We start from the raw sequence: 25,025 nt of genomic DNA, 5'->3' as shown, positions 1-25,025 counted from the left end.
CATGAGCACCTTCATCACCGGTATTTCCGAGCTGCGCACCGTCTCCGAGCTCGGCACGATCAAAGACGCCGCAATGCTTATCGACGACGGCGTGGTCACCTGGGTCGGCCCCGCCAACGAGGCGCCGGCTGAGGCGGCGAAGGCGGAGGAAACTGTAGACGTCGAGAAGCGAGCTGTGCTCCCCGGCTGGGTGGACTCCCACTCGCACATGGTCTTCGACGGCAACCGCGCCGAGGAATTCGAGGCGCGCATGGCCGGCAAAGGTTACGCCGCCGGCGGCATCGCCGTGACCATGGAAGCCACCCGCTCCGCCGGCGAGGAGCGCCTGGACAAGCTGGTGGCGGAGCGCATCGCCGCGGCGCAGGCGCTCGGCACCACCACGTTTGAGACCAAGACCGGCTACGGCCTGAACGTCGAATCCGAGGCCGAGGCCGCGCGCGTGGCCGCCCGCCACGTCGACGAGGTCACCTTCCTCGGCGCCCACCTCGTGCCGCCGGGGGCGGATGCCGAGGAGTACCTCGACGAGGTCGTCGGCCCGATGCTCGACGCGGTGAAGGACCACGTGCAGTGGATCGACGTGTTCTGCGAGCGTGGCGCGTTCAACGAGGAGCAGTCCCGCCGCGTCCTCGAGGCCGGCAAGGCGGCTGGACTGGGCGTTCGCGTGCACGGCAACCAGCTTGGGCAGGGCCCGGGTGTGAAGCTCGCCGTGGAGATGGGCGCGGCCAGCGTCGACCACGTGAACTACCTGTCCGATGAGGACTTCAAGCTGCTGGCGGAATCGGAAACCGTCGCAACGCTGCTGCCCGCCTGCGACCTGTCCACCCGCGAGGAGCTCGCCCCGGGCCGCAAGCTCATCGACGCCGGCGCCACCGTCGCCATCGCCTCCAACCTGAACCCGGGCACCTCGTTTACGTCCTCGATGAACTTCTGCGTCACCACCGCGGTGCTGCAGCAGCGCCTCACCCTCGACGAGGCCATCGAAGCCGCCACCACCGGCGGCGCCAAAGCCTTGCGACGCCACAACGTCGGCGACGGCAAGGACCCCCAGGGCCGTCCGGCGAAGGGCACGCTGGTGCCGGGCGCGGCCGCCGACCTGCACATCCTCGACGCCGAAAACGCCATCAACCTGGCGTACCGCCCCGGCATGCCGATCACCTGGCAGACCTGGGTCGCCGGCAAGAAGGTCTACGGCTAAATGCCTCGCCCGCTTTTCGACGCGCACTTCCACGTCATCGACCCCACCCACTCGCTGGTGGAAAACAACGGGTTCATGCCGGATGCGTTCACGGCCCAGGACTACGTCGCCCGCGTCGACGGGCTGGGAGTGGGCGGAGGTGCGGTCGTCTCCGGTTCGTTCCAAGGGTTCGACCAGGGCTACCTCACCGAGGCGCTCGCGGTACTGGGCCCCAACTTCGTCGGTGTCACGCAGCTTCCGGCGGACGTTTCGTCGAAAAGCATTTCGGAGCTTGACCGCGCCGGTGTGCGCGCAGTGCGCTTCAACCTCAAACGCGGCGGCTCCGCGGGTGTGGACGACCTTGAGCTGCTGGCTAACCGCGTTTTCGACGTCGCCGGTTGGCACACCGAACTCTACGTCGATGCCCGGGAGCTTCCGGATCTCGAGCGGGTGCTGACCCGCCTCCCGCGGGTGAGCATCGACCACCTGGGCATGCACGAAGACGGGTTGAAGGCGCTGCTGCGCCTGGTGGAACACGGCGCGATGGTCAAGGCAACCGGGTTCGGCCGCGTTGAGCTCGATCCCGCCAGCGCCATGCGGGCGATCCTCCGAACCAACCCTGGTGCGCTTATGGTGGGCACGGATCTCCCGTCCACCCGGGCGCGCCGCCCCTTCGCGGTGGCCGACCTCGCCTTGGCCGAAGAAGTGGCTCTGGAATTGGGCGGCGAGCAACTTGCCGACGACGTGTTCTGGAACAACGCCGCTGGGTTGTACCGCTTGGCAGCGCAGTAACAGCGGAGCGTTCAGAGCGTCCGGAGCGTGAAGCGCGCCGCCAGCGCCCCGGCACCCCGCCTCAGCGCAGGCGCGGGTCCAGCGGTTCAGCTTCTACAGGTAGTCGTAGTTGATCTCGGTCTCCGGGTCGAAGAAGACGACGCCGCCTTCCATCGGGCGCAGGTAGATGGTGTCACCGTGATCGACATCGATGCCGCGGGGCACCTTCACCGTGATTCGGTCGCCGCGGACCGCGATCACTTCGTCGGCCTGCTCCTGACGGTGCCCGTAGACGTATAGGTCAGAGCCGAGATGCTCAACGATGTCTACCTGAACCGGCAGACCGTAGTGTTGGCCGGGCTGGTTCACACCCACGATCTCCCAGTTCTCCGGGCGCACACCGACGATCACGCGCTCGGACTCCACCTTGGCTGCTAGCTCGCGGGGGATGAAGTAGTCCATGGCGTGGCCCTTGCCGCCAACGACGTGGCCATCGATGAAAGGCACGTTCTCAATCAGCGTCATCGCGGGCGAGCCGATGAACGACGCCACAAACGTGTTGCCCGGATTGCTGTACAGGTTCGCCGGAGTGTCCACCTGTTGGAGAATGCCTTTCTTCAGCACACAGACGCGGTCGCCCATGGTCATCGCCTCAGTCTGGTCGTGGGTGACGTAGACCGTGGTTGTACCCAGCTTGCGCTGTAGCTGCAGAATCTGCGCACGGGTGGACACGCGCAGCTTGGCGTCCAGGTTGGACAGCGGCTCGTCCATAAGGAAAACTCTTGGCTCCCGCACGATGGCGCGGCCCATTGCGACGCGCTGACGCTGGCCACCGGACATAGCAGCCGGTTTCTTGTCCATGAGGTCTTCCAGCTCGAGCATCTTCGCCGCGAAGTCCACCCGCTCCTTGATGGTCGCCTTATCCACCTTCGCGTTTTCCAACGCGAAGGCCATATTCTGGCGGGCCGTCATGTTTGGGTAGAGCGCGTAGGACTGGAACACCATGGCAACGTCTCGGTCGCGCGGGCGCGTCTCGGTCACGTCTACGCCGTCGATGAAGATCTGGCCTTCATCCACCGGTTCCAGCCCAGCGAGCATGCGCAGCGTGGTCGACTTGCCGCAGCCGGACGGACCGACGAGAACAAGGAACTCGCCGTCGGCAATGTCGAGGCTGATGCGGCTAACCGCAGGTGGACGTGACGGGTCGTAGATGCGGGACGCTTGACGGAATTCAACTGGTGCCATGTGCGACTCCTTTTCGTGCTCGAGCCAGTCCGGGCTACTTATCCAGCTTCGGGGCGATGTCGCGGTCGATGACCTGCTGGGTTTCGGTGTCCAGGTCAGCGAAGACCTTTTCCACGTCCTGGCCACCAACGGTGATCTTGTCCAGTGCTCCGCCGATACGCTTGCCGCCACCCGGAACGAACACACGCGCGTAGTCCTGCGGCTTCGTGTTTTCGTTCAGCTGCTTGATTGCGGTCTCGGCGTTCGGATTCTCGTCCAGGAACTTGCGCTCCTCCGGGTTCTCCAGCGCGTCCTTACGCACCGGCATGTACCCGGTCTTCTGCGAGAACTTGATCGTGTTCTCGGTGTTGGTGATGAAGTCGATGAACTTCACCGCGTTCTTCTTGCGGGCATCCGAGATCCCGTTCGGCACGGCCAAGCCAGCGCCGCCGGTGGCCGCGGACGGGCCGGGGCCCGGCAGGTAGGTGGTGATGAACGGGATGGTCGCGGAGTCTTTCAGGCCGCCGAGGGAGCCAGTGGACTCCAGCAGCGCCGATGCATTGCCGTTGCCGAAAGCAACAGTTGGGTCGGTGCTGATCTCAATGTGGCCCTTCTGCACCTGGTCCTGGAGGAACTTCGCGGCCTCGATGGTCTTCGGGTCGGAGAACGTCGGCTCCCACTCATTGGAGTATGCGCCACCGAACGCCCACACCATGCCCTGGAAGTACCAGTCAAGGTAGCTGGAGCCATCCGGAATGGTCAGCGCCGGGTGGCCGGTCTTTTCCTTGAGTTTGCCCGCCCACTCATCGAACTCCTGCCAGGTCTCCGGGCCACGATCCGTCGGCAGACCCGCAGCAGCCAGGTCGTCGGTGTTCCAGTACATGAGGTTGGTGGAGCGGGAGTAGGGCACGCCGTAGTGCTTCCCGTCGTAGAGGTAGTCGTCGCGCAGGGTATCCACGTAGGAATCGGAGTCGATGTTTTCGGACTCCCACAGCTCGTCCAGTGGGGTCGTGGCGTCGTTCAGCGCAAAATTGAACCAGGTCACGTCCGAAGCGACGATGACGTCCGGCAGGTCATTGCCAGCAAGCGCGGCGTTGAACTTCTGCGCCAACTCCTCGTAGTTGGCACCACCGTCGACCAGCTCGACGGAAAGGTCCGGGTTTTCCTTCTCAAACGCGTCGATGAGCTCCTGCTCCAAATCACGGGACTTACCCGGGTGGTTGGACCAGAAGACAATCTTGTTCTCGTCGCCTGCAGCGTTTCCGCCTCCGTTGCCGCCATCGCTGGTAGACCCGCCTGCGCAAGCAGTGAGGGAAACAGCGGTCAGAGCAGCAAGAGCTGCGGCGCCGAGACGCTTCGTCAGGGAACTGGTGGACATGGGGTTCTCCATTCTTGAATTGGTACGGGGAGTTTGAAGCGGGTCAGCCCTTGACGGCGCCCGCGGTGAGGCCCTTGATCATCTGCTTCTGCAGGAGGATGAACACGATGATCATGGGAAGCGTGGTCAGCACCGTGCCAGCCATCACCGGCGCCCAGTTGGTCAAGCCTTCCGCGTCCTGCAGCCGGGTCAGGCCGACTGGCAGCGTGGCTGCGGCCGGAGTGTCAGTGATGAGGAACGGCCAGAGGTACTCGTTCCACTCGTTGACGACAGTAATGAGCAGGAACGCCGACAGAGTCGGCCAAGACATCGGCAGGACCACCTTGAACAGCCGGGTGAAAAAGCCGGCGCCGTCCATTTCTGCTGCTTCCATAATCTCGGCTGGCAGGGACTGGAAGTGGTTGCGCATGAGGAAACAGCCGAACGCCACACCAGCCAGAGGGACGATGACACCGGTCCAGGTGTCGCGCCACCCCAGCGAGGCAGCCAGGGCGTAGTTGGAAATGATGGTGATCTGGTTGGGCACCATCAGCGCAGCGATCACCAGAAGGAAGAGCAGATTTCGCCCCGGGAATCGCAGAAACGCGAAAGCGTAAGCCGACAGCACCCCGAGGACGACCTTGATCACGGTAAGGATGAGGGTGATGCCGATGGAGTTGCGCAGATACTGCGGGAACCCAGACGTCTCCCACACACGCGCGTAGTTTTCCGGCACCAGAGGGTTGGGCCAGAACGTGATCGGATCCGAGTAGACATCCTGGTAGGTCTTAAACGAGGTGATCACGATGAAGTACAGCGGCACCAAGATCATGAGCACCGTGAGCACCAAAGCGGCATACCCCAAAAACTTCATGCCTTTTGAGCTAGCTTCGGCTGGCGCGCCTTTACGCTTGCGCTGCGCATCGGTGATCACAGGTTCGCTAGACCCCTGGCTGCCGGGCACCGGCGGCAAGGAATCCTCATCGCGCACTATCGCCGCCGGGCGCTGCTGCGCCGGCTTCGCGGACTTGCTGGATTCAGCTGAGAACTGCGTCGACATCTACTTGTCCAACCTCTCCTGCAGCTTGATTTGGAGCACGGTGATAATCAGGACGACGAGGAACATGATCGTGGCTACCGCAGCGCCGTAACCTGCGCGGCCGTTCACGAAGGTTTCCGTATAGACCTGGAACACCATCGTCGTTGTGCCATAGGTGAATGGACCGCCCCTAGTCATCGCGTTGATGACATCGAAGACCTGGAACGAACTAAGCAGCACTGTGATAAGGAGGAAGAACGTGGTGCCTCGCAGCTGCGGCAGCACAACCCGAAAGAAGTGCCGCGACGCGGACGTGCCGTCAATCTCCGCCGCCTCATCAAGGTCGTGCCGGCGCCCCTGCAGCGCAGCCAAGTAGATGACAAAGACGTAGCCGACGTTCTTCCAGATGTAGGTCACCGTGATCATGAACAGCGCCCAACCGGAGTTCTGGTAGAAATTCGGCACCGGAATGTGAAGAAGGTTGAGGAAGTACTGGATCAATCCGTAGCGGGGATCGAACACAAACTGGAAAGCCACACCGATGGCTGCGCCTGCGATGACATACGGGGCGAACACCATGGAACGCACCGCCGCACGTCCGAACAGCTTCTGGTCCAGCAGCACCGCGAGCGCAAGCCCGATCACCATCGATCCCGCCACTGCGAAGAACGTAAAAATCAGTGTGTTCCAGACGATGGTCTTGGTCTCCGGGGCTTGGAACCAGTCGATGTAGTTCTGCAGCCCGACCCACGTCATCGACGGGGAGGAGATGTTCCAGTTGTAGAAAGAGATGCGGATGTTGTCCACCAAAGGGCGGTAGGTGAACAGAATCAACAACAGGAGGTTTGGGCCGACCAACAGCGTGGCCAGGCCTACCTGGCGCCAGTCAATCTTCCGGCGGCCTTTCCGACGGGATGCCGCGTACTCCGCGGAGACCTCTGGCTCCACGGAGATTGCCGGAATTGTCGTACTCATGGGGAGCACCGTAAGCCCCGTCCATGAACGCACAGTTAACTGAGAGTTGTATTAAAGAGAACGTTGCGCCAACGGATCGTGCGCGTCACAAACACCAATATCGTGCGACAACAGCACAATCCTGGCCGCCCCGGTTAGCATGTCCACTCTCAGCTTTCGCAAAGAAACCAGCCATCCGGGGCGTTCAAGAATCACGCACGCGCTAGATGGTCACCTGACGGGACCTGATGTTGTCCAGCTGCTTGCGCTCGTCGGCGGTCAACGCAGCGTCGTTGGTGTACTCCGCCTCGATCTGCTTGTTCAGCGCGGCCAGCGCCTCGCCGTAGGAGCCTGCCTCCACGGACGGGTCGAGGTCGAATACCGGCACGACCAGGCCGTGGGTGCGGAAGACGCCGGCGAACTTGGTGCCTTCACCCAGGTTCAGCTCGCCGCGCGCGGCGATGCGTGCCAGCGCGGAGAGCATCTGCGCCTCGTTGTCCTCGGTACGCACCCAGCGGATGTGTGCCTTGCCGCCGCCGGGGTTGACCCACCAAACCGCGCCCGGCAGGTCCGCGCCGATCTTCTCGGACGGCAGGACAGCGTCGTTGGCCTGCTGTAGCGCCTGCTGGATCTGCGGCGGCACCGCGGCACCTTCGGGGAACCACCAGGAGAAGTCCTGGTAGGTGGTGATGTCGGGGATAGCGGAGGCGTCGATAAGCGAAGAAAGCTCCGGCTGCGAGCCGTCGGCGACGGTGGACTGCAGCGTCTCACCCGGCGCCGCATCGACGACCCAGTTCAGGGCGTACGCGAGGTCACGCCCCGGGTTCTGGGAGTGGGAGGTGACCTGCAGGGCGACGAAGCGCTCTCCACCCTCGGATTCCTCGCGCACCAGCGCGGCACCGGCGCCCGGCAGCACGGTGACGATGTTCACCGGCGTGCCCTTGACGTCAAACTTCACTACGGCGGACGGCACGAACTCCTGCAGCGCGACCAGGTCGGCCTCTGCGGCCAGGCCGCCGAACGGGCGGGGGTCCTTCTGCAGCTTCTCGCGCTCGGCTGCGCGGGCGGCCAGCTTGGCCTCGCGGCGGGACATGCCCTCGGGCAGGTCCTCGCGGTTCTTCTTCTTTTTCGGCTTGCGTTGCACCATGCGCGCAATCGTACCGGCCGCTCTGCGGCCGCGAACGCTACACCAGGGTCTCCAGCGCGATATGCGGCAGGTCGGTGCCAATCAAGGATGCGCCGTGCTTCTGCAGCCACAGCATGTCCTTTGGGAGGTTCACGGTCCACACATAGGTACGGAACCGGCCGTCGAGCAGCTCGGGGTGGGCCTTCGCCATGCGTACGCTCGGGCCGGCACCGCAGTCCCCCACGGGCGCAAACGAATCGTCTGCCAGCAGGAATGTCTCCAGCTCAGGCAGCAGGCGGTGGAAGCGCTGGATCGCCTCGGGGTTGAAGGAGATCAGGTGCACGCGCTCGTCCGCCTCCATGCCGCGGCCGCGCAGCACGTCTGCCACGGCCTCCTCCAACGCCGCCCCAAACGGCGACGGGTGCTTCGTCTCAATCAGGATGTGCTTGCCCGGGTACTGCTCCAAGAGGTCCAGCAGCTCGTCCAACAGCATGATCTGCTGCGGATCGTCCTCGGTGCCGATGTTGAGTTGGCGGAGCTCGTCGAGAGGCATCTGCGCCACCTCGCCAGAGCCGTCAGAGGTGCGGTCTACGGTCAAGTCGTGGATGACCACCACCTGTCCGTCTGCCGTCAGGTTTACGTCGCACTCGATGCCGGCGATGTCCAGCTTGAGCGCCTCCTCGAAGGAGCGAAGGGTGTTTTCCGGGTACAGGCCGTTGAAGCCGCGGTGCGCGATGATTCCAGTCATATTTCCTCCCTACCCCGCCACCGCCGCGGCCGGCACCTGCCCGTACGCGGCCAAAGCGACGTCCGGCAGGTCGGTGGCGATGACGTCGACGCCGTTGTCGGCGCACCAGCGCATTTGGCGCGGGGTATTCACGGTCCAGGTGTAGGTGCGCAACCCCCGGTAGCCCAGCAGCTCTTGGCGCAGTTGCAGGTGCTGCAGCGCAGGCCCGACGCCGTAGGGGCGGGAGAGCATGCGGCTCTTGCGGTTCCACCGCATCTCTTTCAGGCGGAACAGGTAGAAGGTTTCCAGCTCGGGCGCCATTTCGGTGAAGTAGCGCACGGCGCGGTGGGAAAAGGAGATCACGTGCACGTTTTCGGATTCGTGCAGCCCGGCGTAGCGCAACGTTCGCAAGGTCTGCTCGTCCACCTCGGGCCCGTAGATGGTGGGGTGCTTCGTTTCGATGTAGATGTGCTTGTCCGGGTAGTCCTGCATGAGTTCGAGCAGTTCTTCCAGGCACATGATCTGCTGCGGCTCGTCTTTGGTGCCGCAGTTGAGCTCCCGCAACGCCGAGAAGTCCAGGCAGTCCACGCGGCCGCGGCCGTCGGTGGTGCGGTTGACCGACGCGTCGTGGAAGACCACCACGCGCCCGTCGCGGCTGAGGCGCACGTCGCATTCGATGCCGTGGATGGGCAGCTTCAAAGCTTCTTCGAACGCCCGGCGCGTCAGCTCGGGGTGGTGTCCGGAGAATCCGCGGTGCGCAACAATCTTGGGCATCTTCTCGCTCACGGCTGCGAGGCTACCCGCGCGCAGCAGCCCCCGCGACCGGAACATTTTTGGAACAATCGCTTCCGTGCCTTCCAATTTCCTCGTCAAAGCCCGCACCGCTTTAGATCAGCTGCCGGACGCGCTGCAACGCGCGCGTTCGCGCTATTCCGTCAAGCGCGACGGTGTGCTGGCGTTGCCGATGGGCGTGTTGGAGGTGCTGGCTGACATCTCCCCGGGCGTGCGCATGGGTGGTCTGCGGCGCTTGCCTCCGAGTTTCCGCGCGGGGCTTGCGGGGGCTGAGGTGGCGACGTGGGGTGCGGTGTCGCCGTCGCTGCTGCCTCACAGCTGGTGGGCGACTGCCGCGAACGTCGGTGTGTTGCAGGGCCTGGGCCATGGCTTTGCGACGGTAGCTTCGCAGGCCCTCCGCCCCGTCCGCTCCGACGAACCGCAGAGTTTGCTTCCCGACCCGGTGCGTCTGGCCATGACGGGCGTGACCGCGGGCGTATTCGTCACGTCGCTGCGCCGCCGCGCACACCAGGAAAAGCTGGTGGAAAGCGACGAGAAGTTCAAGGTCAGCCCGCAGATCCTCGGCATCACGGTGGGCACGCTGGGCTACGGCGTGGTGCTGCTTGTCGGCGATGCGATCCAGACGTTCATCGACGCGATCAACGAGCTGCTGGGCAAGAAACTGCCGCCGGTGGCGTCGTGGCCGCTGGCGATCGCGGGCGGCGGCGCGCTGCTGATTCTGGTTGGCGACCAGATGGTGGTGCGCCGCTTCGCGGTGCGCGTGAGCCGCCAGGCGCAGGAGCTGGACCGCGAGTTCATGCGCGGCGCGGACCAGCCGAAGCGGCCTGAGCGTTCCGGCTCGCCGGATTCCGCGGTGGACTGGAACACGATGGGCCGCCAGGGCCGCGCGGTGGTGGCCGGCGGCCCCCGCAAGGAGGACATCGAGCGCCTCGTGGACGGCGGGGCGATGGAGCCGATCCGCATCTTCGTCGGCCTGGACACAGAGCGCGACCAGGCCCCGGACTTCGAGGAAATGGCCGCCGTCGCGGTCGAGGAGATGCACCGCACCGGCGCGTTCGAGCGCAGCCACATCGCGGTGATGTCGGCGGCGGGCACGGGCTGGATCAACGACTTTCACACCTCGGGTTTCGAGTTTGTCACCCGCGGCGACTCGGCCGTGGTGGCCATGCAGTACTCCTACCTGCCCTCGGCGTATTCCTATTTGGCGGACCGCAAGAACCCGGTGAACTCCTCGCGCGTGCTCATCGAGGCAATCCGCAGCGAGCTGGAACAACTCGACCCCGAAACACGCCCGAAGCTCTACGTCGGCGGAGAATCGCTGGGCGCGTACGGCGTGTCGGACGCGTTCGAGACCGTCGAGGAGTTCCTTGAGCAAACCTCAGGCGGCGTGTTCACGGGCACGCCCGGCTTCGCCAGCAACCACAGCTACCTCACCCGTCACCGCGAGAAGGGCTCCCCGCAGCGCCTCCCGCTTATCGACGGCGGCCGCCACGTCCGCTTCACCGCCCACCCCGCGCACCTGCGCCACGACTTCCGCGGCCATTCCTACGCCAACACCTGGGTCGAGCCCCGGTTCGTCTTCGCCCAGCATGCCTCTGACCCGGTGGTGTGGTGGGAGCCGTCCCTGGCGTGGAAGGCCCCGGACTGGCTGCGCGAACCCGGATCGCGTGGCGAGCCCGCCCCGCCCGCCCAGCACTTGGACGCGCTGGACACGATGCGCTGGATGCCGCTGGTGACGTACTGGCAGATCGGCATCGACCAGCTGCCGTCGAAGGACTACCCCTCACCCCACGGGCACAACTACCACGACGAAACCGTCGCCTACTGGAACGCGGTCATCCACGGCGCGGGCGACGACGCCGGCCCGCAGGCGCTTTCCCGCCCCGAGCTGGTGCGGGTGGCGCGCTGGATCCACAACGACGCCACGAAAACCCGCATGCCCAAAAACGGGTTCCCCTCAAAGCACGGCTACTAGCTAGATCCCGCAGGCCACGCCGGTGGAGTGGTGCGGGCAGTATCCGTTGGGCACCTTGTGCAGGTACTGCTGGTGCTCCTCCTCAGCGAGGTAGTACTTCACGCCGTCGGCCTCCACGGATTTCACCTCGGTGGTGATGTCGCCGTACCCGGCGCTTTGCAAGTCCTTTTCGTACTGGCGGATCCACCCGCGGACCTGTTCGGCCTCCTCCTCGGTGTCGGTGTAGAAGGCGGAGCGGTACTGGGTGCCCACGTCGTTGCCCTGGCGGTAGCCCTGGGTCGGGTCGTGCGCCTCCAGCGCGGTCTTCACAATGTCTTTCAGCGTGATCACTTCCGGGTCGTAGACCACCTCCACCGTCTCAACGTGGTTGGTCTGCCCAGAGCACACCTCGCGGTACGTCGGGTTCGGAGTGACGCCGCCGGCGTAGCCCACCGAGGTGGAGTTCACGCCGTCCAGCTGCCAAAACATCTTCTCCGCGCCCCAGAAGCAGCCGATGCCCACGAGCACGCGTTTCTGGCCCTCGCGCCACGGACCCGTGGTGGGCGTGCCCAGCACGGCGTGCTCGCGCGGGTTGGCCAGGACCGGCTCGGGGCGGCCGGGGAGGGCGGAGCTGACATCGACAAGCTTTGGCGAAGGTGCGAAAAGAAATCCCATGCCCTACACAACGACTTCGGCCACAACACTGTTCCCAAATTTTCTCTACCATGGGGTCCGCAACTGATTCGCAGACGAAAGGAATCAATCATGGCTGTTTACGAGCTTCCCGATCTCCCCTACGCATACGACGCGCTGGAGCCGCACATCTCCGAAGAGATTATGACGCTGCACCACGACAAGCACCACGCAACCTACGTTGCTGGCGCGAACGCCGCGCTCGAGGCCCTCGAGGCCGAGCGCAACGGTGAGGCGAACCCAGACCGCCTGCGCGCCCTGTCCAAGAACCTGGCGTTCAACCTGGGTGGCCACACCAACCACTCCATCTTCTGGAAGAACATGGCACCGAACGCCGGCGGCAACCCGACCGGCGAGATCGCTGAGGCCATCGACCGCGACTTCGGTTCCTTCGAGGCCTTCAAGAAGCAGTTCGCTGGCGTCGCCACCGGCCTGCAGGGCTCTGGCTGGGCAGTGCTCGGCTACGACCACATCGCCGGCCGCCTGATCATCCAGCAGCTGACCGACCAGCAGGGCAACATCTCCGTGGACTTCACCCCGGTGCTCATGCTGGATATGTGGGAGCACGCGTTCTACCTGCAGTACAAGAACGTCAAGGCTGACTACGTCGAGGCTTGGTGGAACGTTGTCAACTGGGACGACGTCAACGAGCGCTACGCAAAGGCATCTGCCTAACGACGGCTCCGCCTCCCCTCACACCAGCGCCCGCCACCTCCGTTTTGGAGGCGGCGGGCGCTGGCTTTCCCTGTGATACGTCGAGTCCCTGCGAACTCAGAATTGATACTAGGTTAGGCTTACCTTATCGCGCAAGGGGTTTTGCGAAATTCCTGCTGCGAATTTCCTAGCATGGTGGGCATGCAGAAAGGCAGCCTGGAATATCGCCGCGCAACGTGGGCCATGCTCGCGTTCGGGCTGGCCATCTTCAACGCCTTGTACGCAACGCAGGCGCTGCTACCCACCCTCACCACCGAGCTGGCAGTCAGCCCGTCTACCGCCGCGCTGACCGTCTCCGCCGCCACCGGCGCCCTGGCGCTGTGCGTGGTGCCCGCCTCGATCCTGTCGGAGAAGTACGGGCGCGGGCGCGTGCTGGTGGTCTCGGCGCTCGGCGCGACCGCGCTCGGCCTCGCCCTTCCGCTGGCGCAGACCGCGGGGCAGCTCATCGCCCTTCGCGCAGTGCAGGGCGCGCTCATCGCCGGCACCCCTGCGGTAGCCATGACCTGGCTTTCCGAAGAGCTGGACCCGCGCGACCTGCCCGGCGCGATGGGCCTGTACATCGCCGGCAACTCCATCGGGGGCCTAAGCGGGCGCCTCATCCCGGCCGGGCTTCTGGAGGTCACCTCCTGGCGCTGGGCCATGTTCGGCAGCGCCATGGTTGCCTTCACGCTGGCGGCGCTGGCGGCGTGGGCGTTGCCGGAGCAGCGCAATTTTGTGCCGAAGGCGTCGATACGCCCGAGCGTGGAAGTGCGCGCGATGCTGGGCCACCTGAAAAACCCGCGGCTGGTGGGGCTGTATGCCACCGCGTTCATCGCGATGGGCGTGTTCGTGTCCATGTACAACTTCTTCGGCTTCCGCGCGGTGCTGGACTACGGGCTGCCCGCCGCGCTGTCGGGTCTGGTGTACGTGGTGTACCTGTCCGGCACCTGGTCGAGCGCACGCGCCGGGGCACTTTCACGACGCTACGGGCGCGGCGTGGTGGTGCTGGCCTCTGCGCTGCTGATGCTGGCGGGCGCGCTGGCCGTCGCCGCGCCTTCGCTGTGGATCGCGCTCGCTGGCCTACTGGTGTTCACGGCGAGCTTTTTCGCGCTCCACTCGACGGCCTCCGGTTGGGTCGGCCTCATCGCCGAGCGCGACCGCGCGGAAGCATCCAGCATGTACGTGTTCTGTTACTACATGGGCTCGTCGATCCTGGGGGCCGCGACCGGCTGGGCCTACGAGGGACTGCCGTGGGCCGGGTTCGTTGCGGTGCTGGCGGTGCTGCTCGGTGGTCTGACGCTGGTGGCCGCGGCGCTGTGGAAGGCGGAGCGGTAGGCCGCTACACCGCGCCGAACTCCGGCACGCCCGGCGCGCCGGCGGCGAGGAAGTCGCGCACGGCGCGGGTGGCGCGGCAGTCGTCCTCGTTGTAGCGCAGCAGCATGTCGCGGGCGGCCTGGTCCCCGAACCGGGCGGCGCGGCGCAGCGCGACGGAGCGCTCGCCGTCGACGTCGTCGTCCTCCCACTCAAAGCCCACGACCGGGCCCAGCGCCTTCAGCCCCAGCCCGTCGGTGCCCACGAGCGATCGGCGCACGTGCGCGAACACGTCCACCCACTCGTCGGAGGCGATGAACGCGGCCACCTCGGCCTCGTCCACCGAGCCGAACCGCTTCGCGGAGGAGCGCAGCCAGTGGTTCTCCCCGCCCGCGGCGTAGCAGTAGGCGCGGAAGGTCTTGCCCTCGGCGTGGGCGGCCGCCCGGCGCGCCATCAGCCAGGACCAGAACGCGGCGAAGTTCTCCTCCTCGGCATCGCCGCCGACATCGTCCCAGGTGACAAACGCGCGGTAGTCGGCGCCGTCGAACGTGCCCCACAGGTAGGCCCCCTGGTCCAGGTAGGCCTCCATATCCACGTCGACCTCCACGTCGGCGCGGGGCGCGGGCGCGAATCCGGGGCGCCGCAGCACGGGGATGCCTGCGCGCCAGGCGCGGGCGAGGGCGGCGGGTTCGGGCGGAGCTTCGTCGATAAGCTGCTGCACTGTGTCAATGCCGCGCTCGCGCCACACGTCGCCGCGGCCGCCCGGAAGCAGCAGCGAGATGTCGTCGAGCTCGACCAGGCGCGGCTCGCACAGCGGCCAGAAACGGCAGGTGGCGCACTGTTTCAGGCGCTTCGGTTCGGTCGGCAGCGGCACCAGCAGCGCGCCCACGAGCGGCTCGATGTAGCGCGACGGGTCGCACAGGTACGCGCGCGTGCGGTCCTGGCCGATGACCGCCCCGCGGCCGTCCGCGCGCTCGCCGAGCAGCAGGTGCGCCAGCGTGACGCGGTAGCCGTCGACGGTATGGTGGCGCGCCTTCGCCCCCACCACAAGTGGCTTGCCCAGCCCGAGCCGGCCAGTGGGGATCATCTCCAGCTCGGCGCTCGGGTGCGAGCGGGCGACGCGGTGGTTGGAAATCACCACGGGCAGGTACCCGGCGTCGGTGCGCACGAGGACGTCCACGTCGGCTTCCGCGTCCACGCCCTCCACCGCGCCGGTCAGGGTGGCGTTGGTGATCAGGTGCGCGCGGCGTCGTAAAGCATCCTGCGTTGCTGCCACACAGTCTGAGCCAGGGTCGATGTCCACGCGCACAAAGGTCTTGCCAGCGCCGTCGCCCAGAGCGCGCTTGACGGGCAGCAGGTCGAACACGGCGGCGCGGGCGGCGTCGATCTGCGGCTGGCGCAGCAGCGCCTCCGGCAATTCGGGTACGTCCGGGTGCGCGCGGCGCTGCCGCTGGCGGAAGCGGCAGCCCACAAGGTCCGAGGCGCGCACAGGTTCGTTACTCACAATGCCTCAAACGATACCTGGGCAGGGGTAGTGCCCCGGAAGGTACAGTGTATGGGCGTTAGAGCGAACGATTAGAGGAGATACAACCATGGGTGTTTTCGAGGCCATCCGCAAGTCCCGCGCGAAGACAAAGGCCGAGGTCAAGGCGGCGCAGACGCACGCGCGCCAGCTGGCCAAGCAGGAGGCGAAGGCCGACGAGCGCGTGGCCAAGCTCCTGGACAAGGCGGAAAAGCGTCTGCTCAAGGAAGAGAAGAAGGGTCTGAAGCGCAAGCAGAAGCACGAGAAGGACCTGGCCAAGGCGCACCTGAAGCGCATTGAGGAGTCCGGCATCACCCAGAAGAAGGCGAAGCAGTGGGTCTCCGCCGCGCGCATCCTGGTGCCTGTGCTGCTGCCGCTGGTGTACAAGGCGCTGACCTCGTTCCAGCAGAGCCAGGTGAACAACCGGGCCGCCGGCCTGGGGCTGACGTCGCAGGATCTCGCGCGCCACTCCGGCCGCGGCGCCGAGCTCAAGGCGCGTATCGACGCCGTCCGGCAGAACATCGACCAGACCGACAACCTCGGCGAGGGCTTCAAGGGCGACGCGCGCGTGCGTCTCGACGAGCTGGAGCAGGCCGTGCGCAACGCCGAGCACGCCAACCCGGAGCAGCGCCGCCTGGCGCACAACTCCATCGACGAGGACCTGAACAAGCTGGCGGCAGAGGTGCACGCCAAGCTGTCGAAGTAGCGCGCTACAGCACGCCTTGCTCGCGCGCGGACGCCACGGCGGAGGTGCGCGAGCGCACGCCCAGCTTGTCGTAGATGTGCACGAGGTGGGATTTCACGGTCGCCTCGGAGAGCATGAGCTGGCGGCCGATTTCGCGGTTGGAGGAACCGGCCGCGACTAGCTGGAGCACTTCCAGTTCGCGCGGGGTGAGCGAGGAGCGCGGGGTGCGTTCCCTGGATTCGAGCCGGTTGCGCACGACGGGGGACATGGTGGCGTCGCCGCGGGCAGTGGAGCGCACGGCTGCCACGAGTTCCTCCGGCGGCGCGTCTTTGAGCAGGTAGCCCACGGCGCCGGCTTCGATGGCGCCGAGGATGTCCGCGTCCGTGTCGTAGTTGGTCACCACCAGCACCTTGGGCGGGTTGGTCATGTTGGCCCGAATCGCGGCGGTGGCCTGGGCGCCTGTGGTCACGCGCTGGCCTTCCGCGCCGGCACCGAATCGCAGGTCCATGAGGATGACGTCGATGCCGCCGGCCTGCGCGGTGGCGATCGCCCCTTCGGCGGTGGCTACCTCGGCCACCACTTTGATGTCCTCGGCGGCTTCCAAAACGGAGCGCAGGCCGAGGCGGACAATCTCGTGGTCGTCAGCCAGCAGTACCCGGATCAACGTCGGTCTCCTCGTTAGAGTCAAGGTCAGTCTTTTGGTTGATCCTAACCGGCACGGCCACGGTCAGCGCCGTCGGCCCGCCGGGGGCGGACTCAATCTCCAACTTTCCGCCCAGCTCCGCGGCGCGCGAGCGCATCGCGTCCAGCCCCAGGTGGCCCAGCCCGCTGGGTTTGAGCCCCTGCGCGTCCACGTCGAAGCCGCGGCCGTTGTCCACCACGTCCAGGCGCACTTCCTCCGGCGCGTAGGTCAGGGTGATGCGGGCGGCACTCGCCTCGGCGTGGTTGACCACGTTGGACACCGCGCCCTGGGCGATGCGCAGCAGCCCGGCCTCCACCCGCATGGGCAGCGGGACGGCCTCGCCGTCGACTTCCACCCCGATGTCCAGGCCGCCGGCCTCGCCGAAGTCCCCGGCCACCCGCGCCAGCGCGTCGCGCAGCGAGGACTCGGTCAGCGGCGCCGGCGCGAGCGCGGCGATCATCGCGCGGGTTTCCGCCAGGTTATTCGACGCCGCCCGGCGCGCCGTCTCCATCTTCCTCAGCGGCACTTGCGCAACCCCCTCCGGCAGCCCGCTTGCCCGCACGTCCTGCTCCGCCGAGTGCAGCAGCATCTGGATCGAGGAGAGGTTCTGCGCCACCGTGTCGTGCAGCTCGTGCGCGAGGCGTTCGCGCTCCTGGGCCACGCCGGCGGCGCGTTCGGTGTCGGCGAGGCGGTCGCGTGTGGCCAGCAGTTCGTCGATAAGCTGCTGCCTCTCGCGGCTGACCCGGGTGATGGTGTCGAAGGCGTACGCGATCGCCACCACAACCACCGCGGACAGCGCCGGGCCCATGATCCCGCCGAGGGTGAGCCCCGCCGGGATCTGCATGGCGATCGAAATGGCCAGGCACGCCACCACCCACGCGTAGCCGACCCAGTTGTCGAAGGCGCGCAGCGCCACGAAGAACAGCACGAACACCCAGTACACGGCCACGGGCGAGACGGTCATGTCCGCCACCCACACCGCCGTCGCCCCCAGCATCCAGGCCACCCGCCCCCACGCGCCCCAGCGGTACATCTCCACCATGCCGTAGAACAGCAGAAACGCGAACGCGGCGGTCAGCACAATGTGCAGCAGCGCCTCGTTGAGCGGCATGCGCGCGAGCGCACCGAAGGAGACGAGCATGAGGCACACCGCCAGCACCGTGATGCCCAAATCGAGCGCCCGGTAGTCCGCGGTCTTTCCGGGATGCTGCTCCAACAGCACTAATCTGGAGCTCATGCGTCTGAGAGTACCCACCGCCCTGTTCGTGCTCGCCCTCGCCGGGTGTTCGCAGGAGCCTTCGCCTATCGACGACCCTTCGGCCGCCCCCACACCCGAACCAGCCCTGCCAGTAGAAGCACTCCCCGACACCCCGCGCGACAGCTGGACCGAGTGCCCCTACCTGGACACCGAGTGGGTCGCGCAAACCAACGGCCAGCGCGTCACCGGCGTGGGCACGGACACCCGCTTCGACCCGCCGGCGTGCCAGTTCTGGTCCTACCCCGAGGAGCCGCAGCTGACCGTGGTTGTGCGCCACATGGACTCGGTGGAAGACGCCCGCGCCGTGGTGGACTTCGTCGCCCCGGTGGACCTGACCCAGCCGGCAACGCTGCCCGGCGGGTGGGACGGCGGCCGCCACGGCGGCGGGGACGTGCCCGGCCGCATCGGTGCAGCGTACGCCGTGGCCAAGGGGCCGACCGCGGTGGCGGTGTTCACCAACCAGCACGAGTCCGTGAAGGCCGAATCGGTGGCCAAGGAAGTAATCGCTAACCTGGCCCTGTGAATAGCCCTGTGATTATCTCCGTAGCCGCCATCGTGTTCACCGACGACAAGGGCCGCGTGCTGTGCGTGCGCAAGCACTCGAGCCCGCGCTTCCAGCTCCCGGGCGGCAAACCGGAGCCCGGCGAGACCCTGGTGGACACCGCGCTGCGCGAGACCAGGGAAGAAGTCGGCATCGATGTCGACCCGGAGGATTTAAGCTACCTAGGCCAGTTCAGCGCGCCCGCCTCCAACGAGCCAGGCTGCACCGTCACCTCGACGGTGTTTCTGCACCCCGGCGCCGGCCTGTCCCCCGCGCCGGCCGCGGAGATCGCCGAGGCGCGCTGGATCGACCCCGCCGCCCCCGACGCCGAGATCGCGCCGCTGCTGCGCGGCGAGGTCTTCCCGGCGCTGAAGGCCCGCGAGATCGAGGCCATCGCTGTCTACGCCGGGGCGCGCGAGGGCACCAACCCCGCCAATACAGCGCTGGCCAGGGCGTTCGGCGAGGCGTTGGCGGAGGCCGACATCACCTTGGTCTACGGCGGGTCGAAGGTGGGGCTGATGGGTGAGGTGGCCGGAGGTTCGTCGAGAAGCATTGGCGTCCTCACCGAGCACCTAGTCAACTACGAGCTGCAGTACGAAGGCCTCGAGCGCCTCGAGGTGGTGGCGACGATGTCCGAACGCAAGGCGCGCATGAGCGAGCTTGCCGACGCCATCGTGGCCCTGCCCGGCGGCGCCGGCACCCTTGACGAGCTGTTCGAGGAATGGACCAGCCAGCAACTCGGCCTGCACCACAAACCCATCGGGCTGCTCGGCAGCGAGTTCTGGGCGCCGCTGGTGGCGATGGTCGACCACATGGTGGAACAGGGCTTCATGCGGCGCACAGATCGCGCCCACATGATCGTCGCCGACGACCCGCAGGAGCTCCTTGCCAAACTGCGCGCCTGGGCGCCGCCGGTGCCGCGTTGGCTCTAGGTTTTTACACCGCGACGTCGTTGTACGGCATCAACGACGACACCCACGGGTAGACAATTTCCATGAGCAGGAAAAACACGCCCACCAGAATGATCAGGGTGAGCAGCCACTTCACCGGAGCGGGGCCGGGAAGCTTGCGCCACAGTGCCGCGTACATTGCTATCGCACCTCTTTCTGTGCCGTGCTCTGCGCCGGCTTCATGGCGGGCGGCAGCGCGCCCGACGGGTCCTTCGGCTGCACCTCCGTGCGCACCGCGTGGATGATCATGCGCTCCGCGTTGGAGAACTGCGGGTGGCACGTGGTCAGCGTGATCAGGCCTTCCATGCCCGGCTCCACCTTCGTCGAGCGGTTGCCGGGGATGGGGTTGACCACCTCAATGTCGCCCGGCAGCGTGATCTCGCGACCTTTGACCTGCGCGTAGTCGCCGGCCGCGATGCGCTCGTTCAGCTCGCCGGGCAGGCAGCCGATGCCTTCCCTGCGGCGCTCCCCGGGGTCCTGCGACATCGGCAGCACGCGGTAGGTCACCCACTCGGTCTGCGTTTCCACCACCACGGCGTCGCAGGCCTTCAGCGCGCCGAGGTCGTTGAACGGGGCGCCCTTGCCCACGCGGTGGCCGGCGACGGCGAAGTTGCCGTTCTCGCCCGGGTTCTGGGTGCCCGGGTAGTGGCCGGGGCCGGTGAGCAGCTGGTGCTCCTGCACGCCCTCGACGATGGCGAACTGGTAGTCCTGCCCGAACGCCGGGATGTACATGCGCGCGAACGCGTCGCCAAGCTGCGTGACCTTGGCTTGGCGGGGGTTGACCCACTGCTCCTCCAGGCGGGTCTGCACCTCGTCCTGCATCTTGCCGGAGGCGATGTTGGTCCAGTAGGACTCGTAGAACGCGAACAGCAGCAGCAGCACGCCGACGGTGAGCAGGAGTTCGCCGATCACCTGCGAGGCGGTGACGCGGCGCGGCTGCGTGTGCATGGGGGCCGTGGTCATGCGGCTCAGCGTAGCGTCGGCGCGCTAGATGGAGTAATCCGGCGGCGGCGCGCCCAGCGTGTTCTCCGCCAACGCGCGGGCGGTGCGCAGCGGCTCGACGCTGTGCAGGATCCTGGCTCCGGCAAGCCCGCCGTCGAGGAAGATCAGCAGCTCGTCCGCCAGCGCGGAAGACTCGTAGCCGTTCTTCTCCGTCAGCAGGGCGGTGATGGTCTCGTGCATCCAGGAGCGGTGCGCCATGCACGCCGCAATGATGCGTTCCTCCGACTCCACCTCGGGGCGCGGGTATTCGCCCGCGGCGTTGAGGAAGGGCGAGCCGCGGAAATCCTTGTCCGGCTCTTCGTCGATAGCCATGTCAAAAAATGCGAGGATTTTCGCGTCCGCGTCCGGCGCCTTCGCGGCGCGCTCGCCCCAGCGGGCGCGGAACTGCTCGTCCAGCTGCTCCAGGTAGGCGATGACGAGGTTGTCCTTCGAGCCCAGCAGCGAGTACAGCGAGGCCTTGGCCACGTCTGCCTCGCGCAGGATCCGGTCGATGCCGATGACGCGGATGCCTTCTTCGGTGAACAGTTTTGTTGCAGCGTCCAGCAACCGCTGGCGCGGGCTCGGCCGGTCGCGGCGTCGCTGCGCGGGCTTTTTCTTGCTGGTGGTGGCCAAGGAAAACTCCTTCGTGCGTCGGTCGCATATCAATATAGACAAACCGGTACGTATAGTCCACCGGGCGCGAAAAAATCCCCCGGGTTCAACCCGAGGGATTCCGCCGTATTGCCTATCGACGCTTACTGGTCACCAGATTGATGATCCACAGCAGAATCACCGCACCGAGCAGGCAGGTGAGGAAGCTGAAGAACAGGCCGCCACCGGCGACGTCCACGCCGAACAAGGACAGCAGCCAGCCGCCAAGCAGACCGCCGATGACGCCGACCACGATATTCAAGCCGATGCCCATCTGCGCGTCACGGTTCTGGATCTTGGAACCGATCCAGCCGGCAAGACCGCCGATAACAATCCAGCCGATAAGACCCATTGCAGGTGCCATAGTGTTTCAAACCCTTCTAATTGCTTTAATCAGTACGGGAGCCATTATGCGCCCGATATGAAATGGGCGGGCAACGCATCGCATGCAATTGCGTAACAATTCGCTTACAAATCTTGTGTACGCACGACCATCATGGGGCACGGCGCCTCTTGCAACAGGGCCCGGGAGGTCGAGCCCAGCAGCATGCCCTTGAAGCCGCCGCGGCCGTGGGAACCGGTGACCAGCAGCTGCGCGTCCTGCGCGGCGCTGGCCAGCGCACGCACCGGACGGTCGCGGGTAATGGTCTTTTTCACCACGACTTCCGGGTACTGCTTTGCCAGCTCGTTCAGGTACGTGCCCAGCAGCTCGTCCTTCTCTGCCTGCACAGCCTGCCAGTGGTCCTCAGACACCGCGTAGCCTGCGCCCGGGCCCTGGATCTGGGTGTCCACCCAGGTGTGCACCGCGTGTAGCTCCGCGCCACGCGCGGCCGCCTCCTCGAAGGCCACCTCGGTAGCACGCCGCGACACGTCCGAGCCGTCCACGCCGACCACGACGGGGCCGTACTTGTTCGCCTCCGTCACCGCATTGTCCTCGCGCACGACCACCACCGGGCAGGACGCGTGCGAGACGACGGCACCGGACACGGAGCCGAGCACCATGCCCGAGATCCCACTCAGGCCACGGGAGCCCATGACCACCATGGTCGATTCCTTGGACATCTCCAGCAGCATGTCAATCGGGGAACCCTCCGCCACCGCGTGGCCGATGTGCAGGTCCGGCGCAATCTCGAGCGCAATCTCACGTGCGCGGTCCACGGTCTGCAGGGTCTCGCGCTGCAGCTCGTCAAAGACCTCCTGCGGCGGCACCATGCCCTCCGCGTAGAGGAACTGCGGCATGGAGTACGCCGCCGCGAGGCGCAGCGGGATGTTGCGCTTCATCGCCGTGTTCGCAGCCCAGCGGACTGCATTGTCGGAGGCAGGGCTGCCGTCTACGGCAACAACAACGATATCTTCCTGGGTCATGTGCAAACCTTTCCTCGGATCGGCTGGTTATAACCCCAGTCTACTGCCGTTGGACGGGTTAGCGCGGCAGTTCCTGCGGCGTCGCCGCCGGAGCGTTCGCCGGGAACAACACCTGGTAGATCACGCTCAAGACATCCATGATGGCCTTGCCGATGCCCTCGGAGAAAAATGCCGTCAGCGGTTCAACCAATGCTCCTAAATCCATGGCGGCTAATCTACTACACACATGGCACGGAAAAAGACTCAGAAGACGGGGCCGCTTCCGCCCCGCGACGGCCTCGGCGCCACCCGCGCCCGCGTGCCAGAAGGCCCAGGCATCACGGCCGCCGACTTCATCTGGGAACTGGTGTCCACCCAACGCCACCGCCACCCCGAGGACAACGTGGATGGGGTGCTGGCGAGGTTCACCGAAGGTCTCGTCGTAAAGCGAGATGGCTCCCCCATTGCAGCGGATGACCTGCTGGAACCGGGCACCGACGTGTTCTTCTACCGCCGCCCGGCCCCCGAAAAGCCCGTCCCCCACCAGATCACCACAGTGTTCGAGGACGACGACCTTCTCGTCGTGGACAAACCGCCATTCATCGCCACAATGCCCCGCGGCTCCCACATCACCGAAACCGCGACCGTGCGACTGCGGCGCGCCACCGGGAACGAAGAACTCACGCCCGCGCACCGCCTCGACCGAGCCACCTCAGGGCTCCTTCTCCTAACCAAACGCCGCGAAATCCGCGGCGCCTACCAGGAGCTTTTCGCGCGCCGCGAGGTACGCAAGGAGTACCAAGCAATCGCATTGCTTCACGACGTCGCTCCGGCCACCCCCTGGCACCACCACCTCACCAAACAGTCAGGCGAACCCGCGGCGAGGCTGGTGCCCGGCGCAGAACCGAACGCTGCGACAGTGGTTGACAGCGTTTCCCGCCTCGACCCTGGCCTGGAGGCCTCGTTGCAGAGGCGCTACGGGGTTGCAGGCGCCCTAGGGCGGTATGTTTTGCAGCCAGAAACCGGACGCACACATCAGCTACGCGTGCAAATGATGGCGGAGGCCGCCCCAATTCTTGGCGACCGCATCTACCCCACATTGTTGCCTGCCGACGACGAGGACTTCGCCGTACCGATGCTGCTCAGGTGCACCGGTCTAGAGTTCACCGACCCATTGAGCGGGTGCGTTCGGGACTTCCGACTCAAAGACGAGTGGCCATTGCTGTAGCTCGGCGGGCTGGCGCACCGGAAGCCCCTACTTCGATTGCTGGGTGTAGACCCATTGTTTGTGGGGCCGCGGTTGTCCGCCATGCGGAGTCCGCAGGGCGGAATTCGCAGGGGCGCCGGCAGCCTGGGGGGTGGTCTCCGCTGCTCAGCTAAGGGGCCCCTGCGGCGACGTGCGGCGTACCGGTTGTGCACGAATCGACAGCGCTGCCACGTTTGCCCAGGTGAATTCTGGGGAGGCGGGTTGTCGCTTTGTGTCAAGTGGTTGTGAACGGGTTTAGGTGTTAGATCGTGATGGGTGTGTGCGGGGTTGTCCGCAATGCGTAAGTCCGCATTGGCGCCGGCAGCCTGGGGGTGGTCTCGTAGAAGTTGACGACCGGCCGGTATCCGGCGACCGTTTCCCCAGGTCGCAAATCGGTGTTGTCAGCTTTTGCGAAACCCCATCTACCGGACAGCAAGTTCGTTGGAGTGCACCCATAGTTGGCGGCACCGCCGTTGTCCGCAATGCGGAGTTTGGTGCCAATGATGGGTGCGGGTGTGGTTGTCCGCAATGCGGCGTCCGCAAGGGCGCCGGCAGAGGTGTCTCGCAGAAGTTGACGAGCGGCCGGTTTTCACCCCGTGTTTCTCCAGGTTGCAAAACGCTGTTGTCAGCTTTTACGAAACCCCGCCTACCGGACGGCAGGTCCGTTGGTGTCCACCCATTGTTGGCGGTGTCGCTGGTGTCCGCAATGCGAAGTTTGCTCGGGTACGGAAATTCGTGGGTTCCCGCCAATGATGGGTGCGGGCGGGGTTGTCCGCAATGCGTAAGTCCGCACGACACCGGGTGCTTGTGGGTGCACACCAATTGTTGGTGTCGGTCGTGTTGTCCGCAATGCGCAACCCCGCAAACATGCAACACCAAAAGAAGGCACCCGCCACACAAATGGTTGTGTGGCGGGTGCTTGTTGTGTGAAGTTGTTGGGTCGGCGGTAACCTACTCTCCCACTCCCTCCCGGGGGCAGTACCATCGGCGCGGGCGGGCTTAGCTTCCGGGTTCGGAATGGGACCGGGCGTTTCCCCGCCGCCATCAACCACCGACACACCTGTGGGGGCGTGTACGGCTGATCATGTCAGCAGTATGTAATTGTGTCGGGCAACACCGTGCGGTGGTGTTGGTGTGTTGTGTCAGTGACTGCACAGTGGACGCGGAGCATATGTGCTCTTGGTTGTGTTCGTTTTCGCGGTGTTCACACCCATGATCGGTGTTGCGAAGTGTGTTTATTGGTGTATTAGTACCGGTCGCCTCCACACATTACTGTGCTTCCAGGTCCGGCCTATCAACCCAGTCGTCTTCTGGGAACCTCAAATGAAACCTCATCTTAAAACAGGCTTC

26 protein-coding genes and 2 rRNA genes are annotated in these 25,025 nt (G+C 65.8%); 9 read left to right on the top strand and 19 right to left on the bottom strand.

Translation table 11 applies throughout. The features are described 5' to 3' along the window. The first annotated feature begins 1 nt into the window (after window position 1). Window positions 2–1,195 carry an imidazolonepropionase gene (gene hutI, locus MHY23_RS01480; RefSeq protein WP_181889269.1) on the top strand — a complete coding sequence of 398 codons (1,194 nt, stop codon included), beginning with the start codon at window positions 2–4 and terminating at the stop codon, window positions 1,193–1,195. Next, window positions 1,196–1,966, top strand: coding sequence for an amidohydrolase family protein (locus MHY23_RS01475; RefSeq protein WP_181889270.1), 771 nt, complete (start codon window positions 1,196–1,198; stop codon window positions 1,964–1,966). Between the two features lie 93 nt (window positions 1,967–2,059). Here MHY23_RS01475 and MHY23_RS01470 read toward each other — a convergent pair whose 3' ends face one another. The 7 genes from MHY23_RS01470 to MHY23_RS01440 all read right to left on the bottom strand — a co-directional run bounded on the left by MHY23_RS01470 (window position 2,060) and on the right by MHY23_RS01440 (window position 9,158). Continuing rightward, entirely contained in the window at window positions 2,060–3,190 is a 1,131-nt protein-coding gene (locus MHY23_RS01470) for an ABC transporter ATP-binding protein (RefSeq protein WP_239306114.1), read from the bottom strand. A 34-nt stretch (window positions 3,191–3,224) separates the two neighbouring features. Beyond that, window positions 3,225–4,547, bottom strand: coding sequence for an ABC transporter substrate-binding protein (locus tag MHY23_RS01465; RefSeq protein WP_181889272.1), 1,323 nt, complete (start codon window positions 4,545–4,547; stop codon window positions 3,225–3,227). Window positions 4,548–4,590: 43 nt separating this feature from the next. Then, entirely contained in the window at window positions 4,591–5,400 is an 810-nt protein-coding gene (locus MHY23_RS01460; RefSeq protein WP_239306192.1) for a carbohydrate ABC transporter permease, read from the bottom strand. Between the two features lie 186 nt (window positions 5,401–5,586). Continuing rightward, window positions 5,587–6,540, bottom strand: a complete 954-nt coding sequence (locus MHY23_RS01455) for a carbohydrate ABC transporter permease (RefSeq protein ID WP_181889274.1) — start codon at window positions 6,538–6,540, stop codon at window positions 5,587–5,589. 202 nt (window positions 6,541–6,742) lie between these two features. After that, complete coding sequence (locus MHY23_RS01450; protein WP_239306113.1) at window positions 6,743–7,666, bottom strand: DUF5926 family protein; 924 nt, start codon at window positions 7,664–7,666, stop codon at window positions 6,743–6,745. A 37-nt stretch (window positions 7,667–7,703) separates the two neighbouring features. Continuing rightward, window positions 7,704–8,393 carry a glycerophosphodiester phosphodiesterase family protein gene (locus tag MHY23_RS01445; RefSeq protein ID WP_239306112.1) on the bottom strand — a complete coding sequence of 230 codons (690 nt, stop codon included), beginning with the start codon at window positions 8,391–8,393 and terminating at the stop codon, window positions 7,704–7,706. Window positions 8,394–8,402: 9 nt separating this feature from the next. Then, complete coding sequence (locus tag MHY23_RS01440) at window positions 8,403–9,158, bottom strand: glycerophosphodiester phosphodiesterase family protein (protein ID WP_338025182.1); 756 nt, start codon at window positions 9,156–9,158, stop codon at window positions 8,403–8,405. A gap of 64 nt (window positions 9,159–9,222) precedes the next feature. Between MHY23_RS01440 and MHY23_RS01435 the strand changes: the two genes are divergently transcribed. Then, the gene (locus MHY23_RS01435) at window positions 9,223–11,139 is read left to right on the top strand and encodes an alpha/beta-hydrolase family protein (protein ID WP_239306111.1); all 1,917 of its coding nucleotides are present in this window, start codon (window positions 9,223–9,225) and stop codon (window positions 11,137–11,139) included. Here MHY23_RS01435 and msrA read toward each other — a convergent pair whose 3' ends face one another. Next, window positions 11,140–11,793: a peptide-methionine (S)-S-oxide reductase MsrA gene (gene msrA, locus MHY23_RS01430; protein ID WP_239306110.1), complete on the bottom strand. Its 654-nt coding sequence runs from the start codon at window positions 11,791–11,793 to the stop codon at window positions 11,140–11,142. Between the two features lie 90 nt (window positions 11,794–11,883). On the opposite strand from msrA, the gene MHY23_RS01425 reads away from it, so the two are divergent. Both MHY23_RS01425 and MHY23_RS01420 read left to right on the top strand, forming a co-directional pair. Then, complete coding sequence (locus tag MHY23_RS01425; RefSeq protein WP_070475864.1) at window positions 11,884–12,486, top strand: superoxide dismutase; 603 nt, start codon at window positions 11,884–11,886, stop codon at window positions 12,484–12,486. A 180-nt stretch (window positions 12,487–12,666) separates the two neighbouring features. Further along, window positions 12,667–13,839 (top strand): MFS transporter, encoded by a 1,173-nt coding sequence (locus MHY23_RS01420; protein WP_239306109.1) that lies wholly within the window; start codon window positions 12,667–12,669, stop codon window positions 13,837–13,839. Between the two features lie 4 nt (window positions 13,840–13,843). Here the strand turns inward: MHY23_RS01420 and MHY23_RS01415 are convergent, their stop codons facing one another. Beyond that, window positions 13,844–15,319 carry a TM0106 family RecB-like putative nuclease gene (locus tag MHY23_RS01415; protein ID WP_239306108.1) on the bottom strand — a complete coding sequence of 492 codons (1,476 nt, stop codon included), beginning with the start codon at window positions 15,317–15,319 and terminating at the stop codon, window positions 13,844–13,846. A gap of 88 nt (window positions 15,320–15,407) precedes the next feature. Here MHY23_RS01415 and MHY23_RS01410 point away from each other — a divergent pair, with 88 nt between their 5' ends. Next, window positions 15,408–16,043, top strand: a complete 636-nt coding sequence (locus tag MHY23_RS01410; protein ID WP_239306107.1) for a DUF6474 family protein — start codon at window positions 15,408–15,410, stop codon at window positions 16,041–16,043. Between the two features lie 4 nt (window positions 16,044–16,047). Here MHY23_RS01410 and MHY23_RS01405 read toward each other — a convergent pair whose 3' ends face one another. Together MHY23_RS01405 and MHY23_RS01400 are read right to left on the bottom strand one after the other, a co-directional pair. Next, the gene (locus tag MHY23_RS01405) at window positions 16,048–16,686 is read right to left on the bottom strand and encodes a response regulator transcription factor (protein ID WP_181889282.1); all 639 of its coding nucleotides are present in this window, start codon (window positions 16,684–16,686) and stop codon (window positions 16,048–16,050) included. Beyond that, entirely contained in the window at window positions 16,664–17,941 is a 1,278-nt protein-coding gene (locus tag MHY23_RS01400) for a sensor histidine kinase (protein WP_239306106.1), read from the bottom strand. Before MHY23_RS01400 ends, MHY23_RS01405 begins: the two co-directional genes overlap by 23 nt. Between MHY23_RS01400 and MHY23_RS01395 the strand changes: the two genes are divergently transcribed. Together MHY23_RS01395 and MHY23_RS11955 are read left to right on the top strand one after the other, a co-directional pair. Continuing rightward, on the top strand, window positions 17,940–18,485 hold the full coding sequence (locus MHY23_RS01395) for a DUF2020 domain-containing protein (RefSeq protein WP_239306105.1): 546 nt from the start codon (window positions 17,940–17,942) through the stop codon (window positions 18,483–18,485). The genes MHY23_RS01400 and MHY23_RS01395 overlap by 2 nt on opposite strands. Then, window positions 18,482–19,435 (top strand): TIGR00730 family Rossman fold protein, encoded by a 954-nt coding sequence (locus MHY23_RS11955; protein WP_239306104.1) that lies wholly within the window; start codon window positions 18,482–18,484, stop codon window positions 19,433–19,435. The genes MHY23_RS01395 and MHY23_RS11955 overlap by 4 nt, the downstream gene beginning before the upstream one ends. 4 nt (window positions 19,436–19,439) lie before the next feature. Here the strand turns inward: MHY23_RS11955 and MHY23_RS01385 are convergent, their stop codons facing one another. The 6 genes from MHY23_RS01385 to MHY23_RS01360 all read right to left on the bottom strand — a co-directional run bounded on the left by MHY23_RS01385 (window position 19,440) and on the right by MHY23_RS01360 (window position 22,655). Further along, window positions 19,440–19,592, bottom strand: coding sequence for a hypothetical protein (locus tag MHY23_RS01385; protein ID WP_239306103.1), 153 nt, complete (start codon window positions 19,590–19,592; stop codon window positions 19,440–19,442). Between the two features lie 2 nt (window positions 19,593–19,594). Beyond that, the gene (locus tag MHY23_RS01380) at window positions 19,595–20,416 is read right to left on the bottom strand and encodes a class E sortase (protein WP_239306102.1); all 822 of its coding nucleotides are present in this window, start codon (window positions 20,414–20,416) and stop codon (window positions 19,595–19,597) included. A 24-nt stretch (window positions 20,417–20,440) separates the two neighbouring features. Continuing rightward, window positions 20,441–21,067, bottom strand: a complete 627-nt coding sequence (locus tag MHY23_RS01375; RefSeq protein ID WP_239306101.1) for a TetR/AcrR family transcriptional regulator — start codon at window positions 21,065–21,067, stop codon at window positions 20,441–20,443. Between the two features lie 112 nt (window positions 21,068–21,179). After that, complete coding sequence (locus tag MHY23_RS01370) at window positions 21,180–21,449, bottom strand: GlsB/YeaQ/YmgE family stress response membrane protein (protein WP_239306100.1); 270 nt, start codon at window positions 21,447–21,449, stop codon at window positions 21,180–21,182. Window positions 21,450–21,553: 104 nt separating this feature from the next. Further along, window positions 21,554–22,450 (bottom strand): universal stress protein, encoded by an 897-nt coding sequence (locus MHY23_RS01365; RefSeq protein ID WP_239306099.1) that lies wholly within the window; start codon window positions 22,448–22,450, stop codon window positions 21,554–21,556. Window positions 22,451–22,508: 58 nt separating this feature from the next. After that, window positions 22,509–22,655 (bottom strand): hypothetical protein, encoded by a 147-nt coding sequence (locus MHY23_RS01360; RefSeq protein WP_239306098.1) that lies wholly within the window; start codon window positions 22,653–22,655, stop codon window positions 22,509–22,511. A 21-nt stretch (window positions 22,656–22,676) separates the two neighbouring features. Between MHY23_RS01360 and MHY23_RS01355 the strand changes: the two genes are divergently transcribed. Beyond that, entirely contained in the window at window positions 22,677–23,657 is a 981-nt protein-coding gene (locus MHY23_RS01355) for a pseudouridine synthase (RefSeq protein ID WP_239306097.1), read from the top strand. A gap of 956 nt (window positions 23,658–24,613) precedes the next feature. On the opposite strand, the gene rrf is transcribed toward MHY23_RS01355, so the two are convergent. Both rrf and MHY23_RS01345 read right to left on the bottom strand, forming a co-directional pair. After that, window positions 24,614–24,731: ribosomal RNA gene (gene rrf, locus MHY23_RS01350) — 5S ribosomal RNA — on the bottom strand. A gap of 169 nt (window positions 24,732–24,900) precedes the next feature. Continuing rightward, a 23S ribosomal RNA gene (locus MHY23_RS01345) occupies window positions 24,901–25,025 on the bottom strand; the annotation flags it as partial.

It is taken from the genome of Corynebacterium sp. ACRQP (assembly GCF_022345915.1).
GTDB lineage: Bacteria > Actinomycetota > Actinomycetes > Mycobacteriales > Mycobacteriaceae > Corynebacterium > Corynebacterium lehmanniae.
This window is presented reverse-complemented; position numbering and strand designations above follow the sequence as displayed.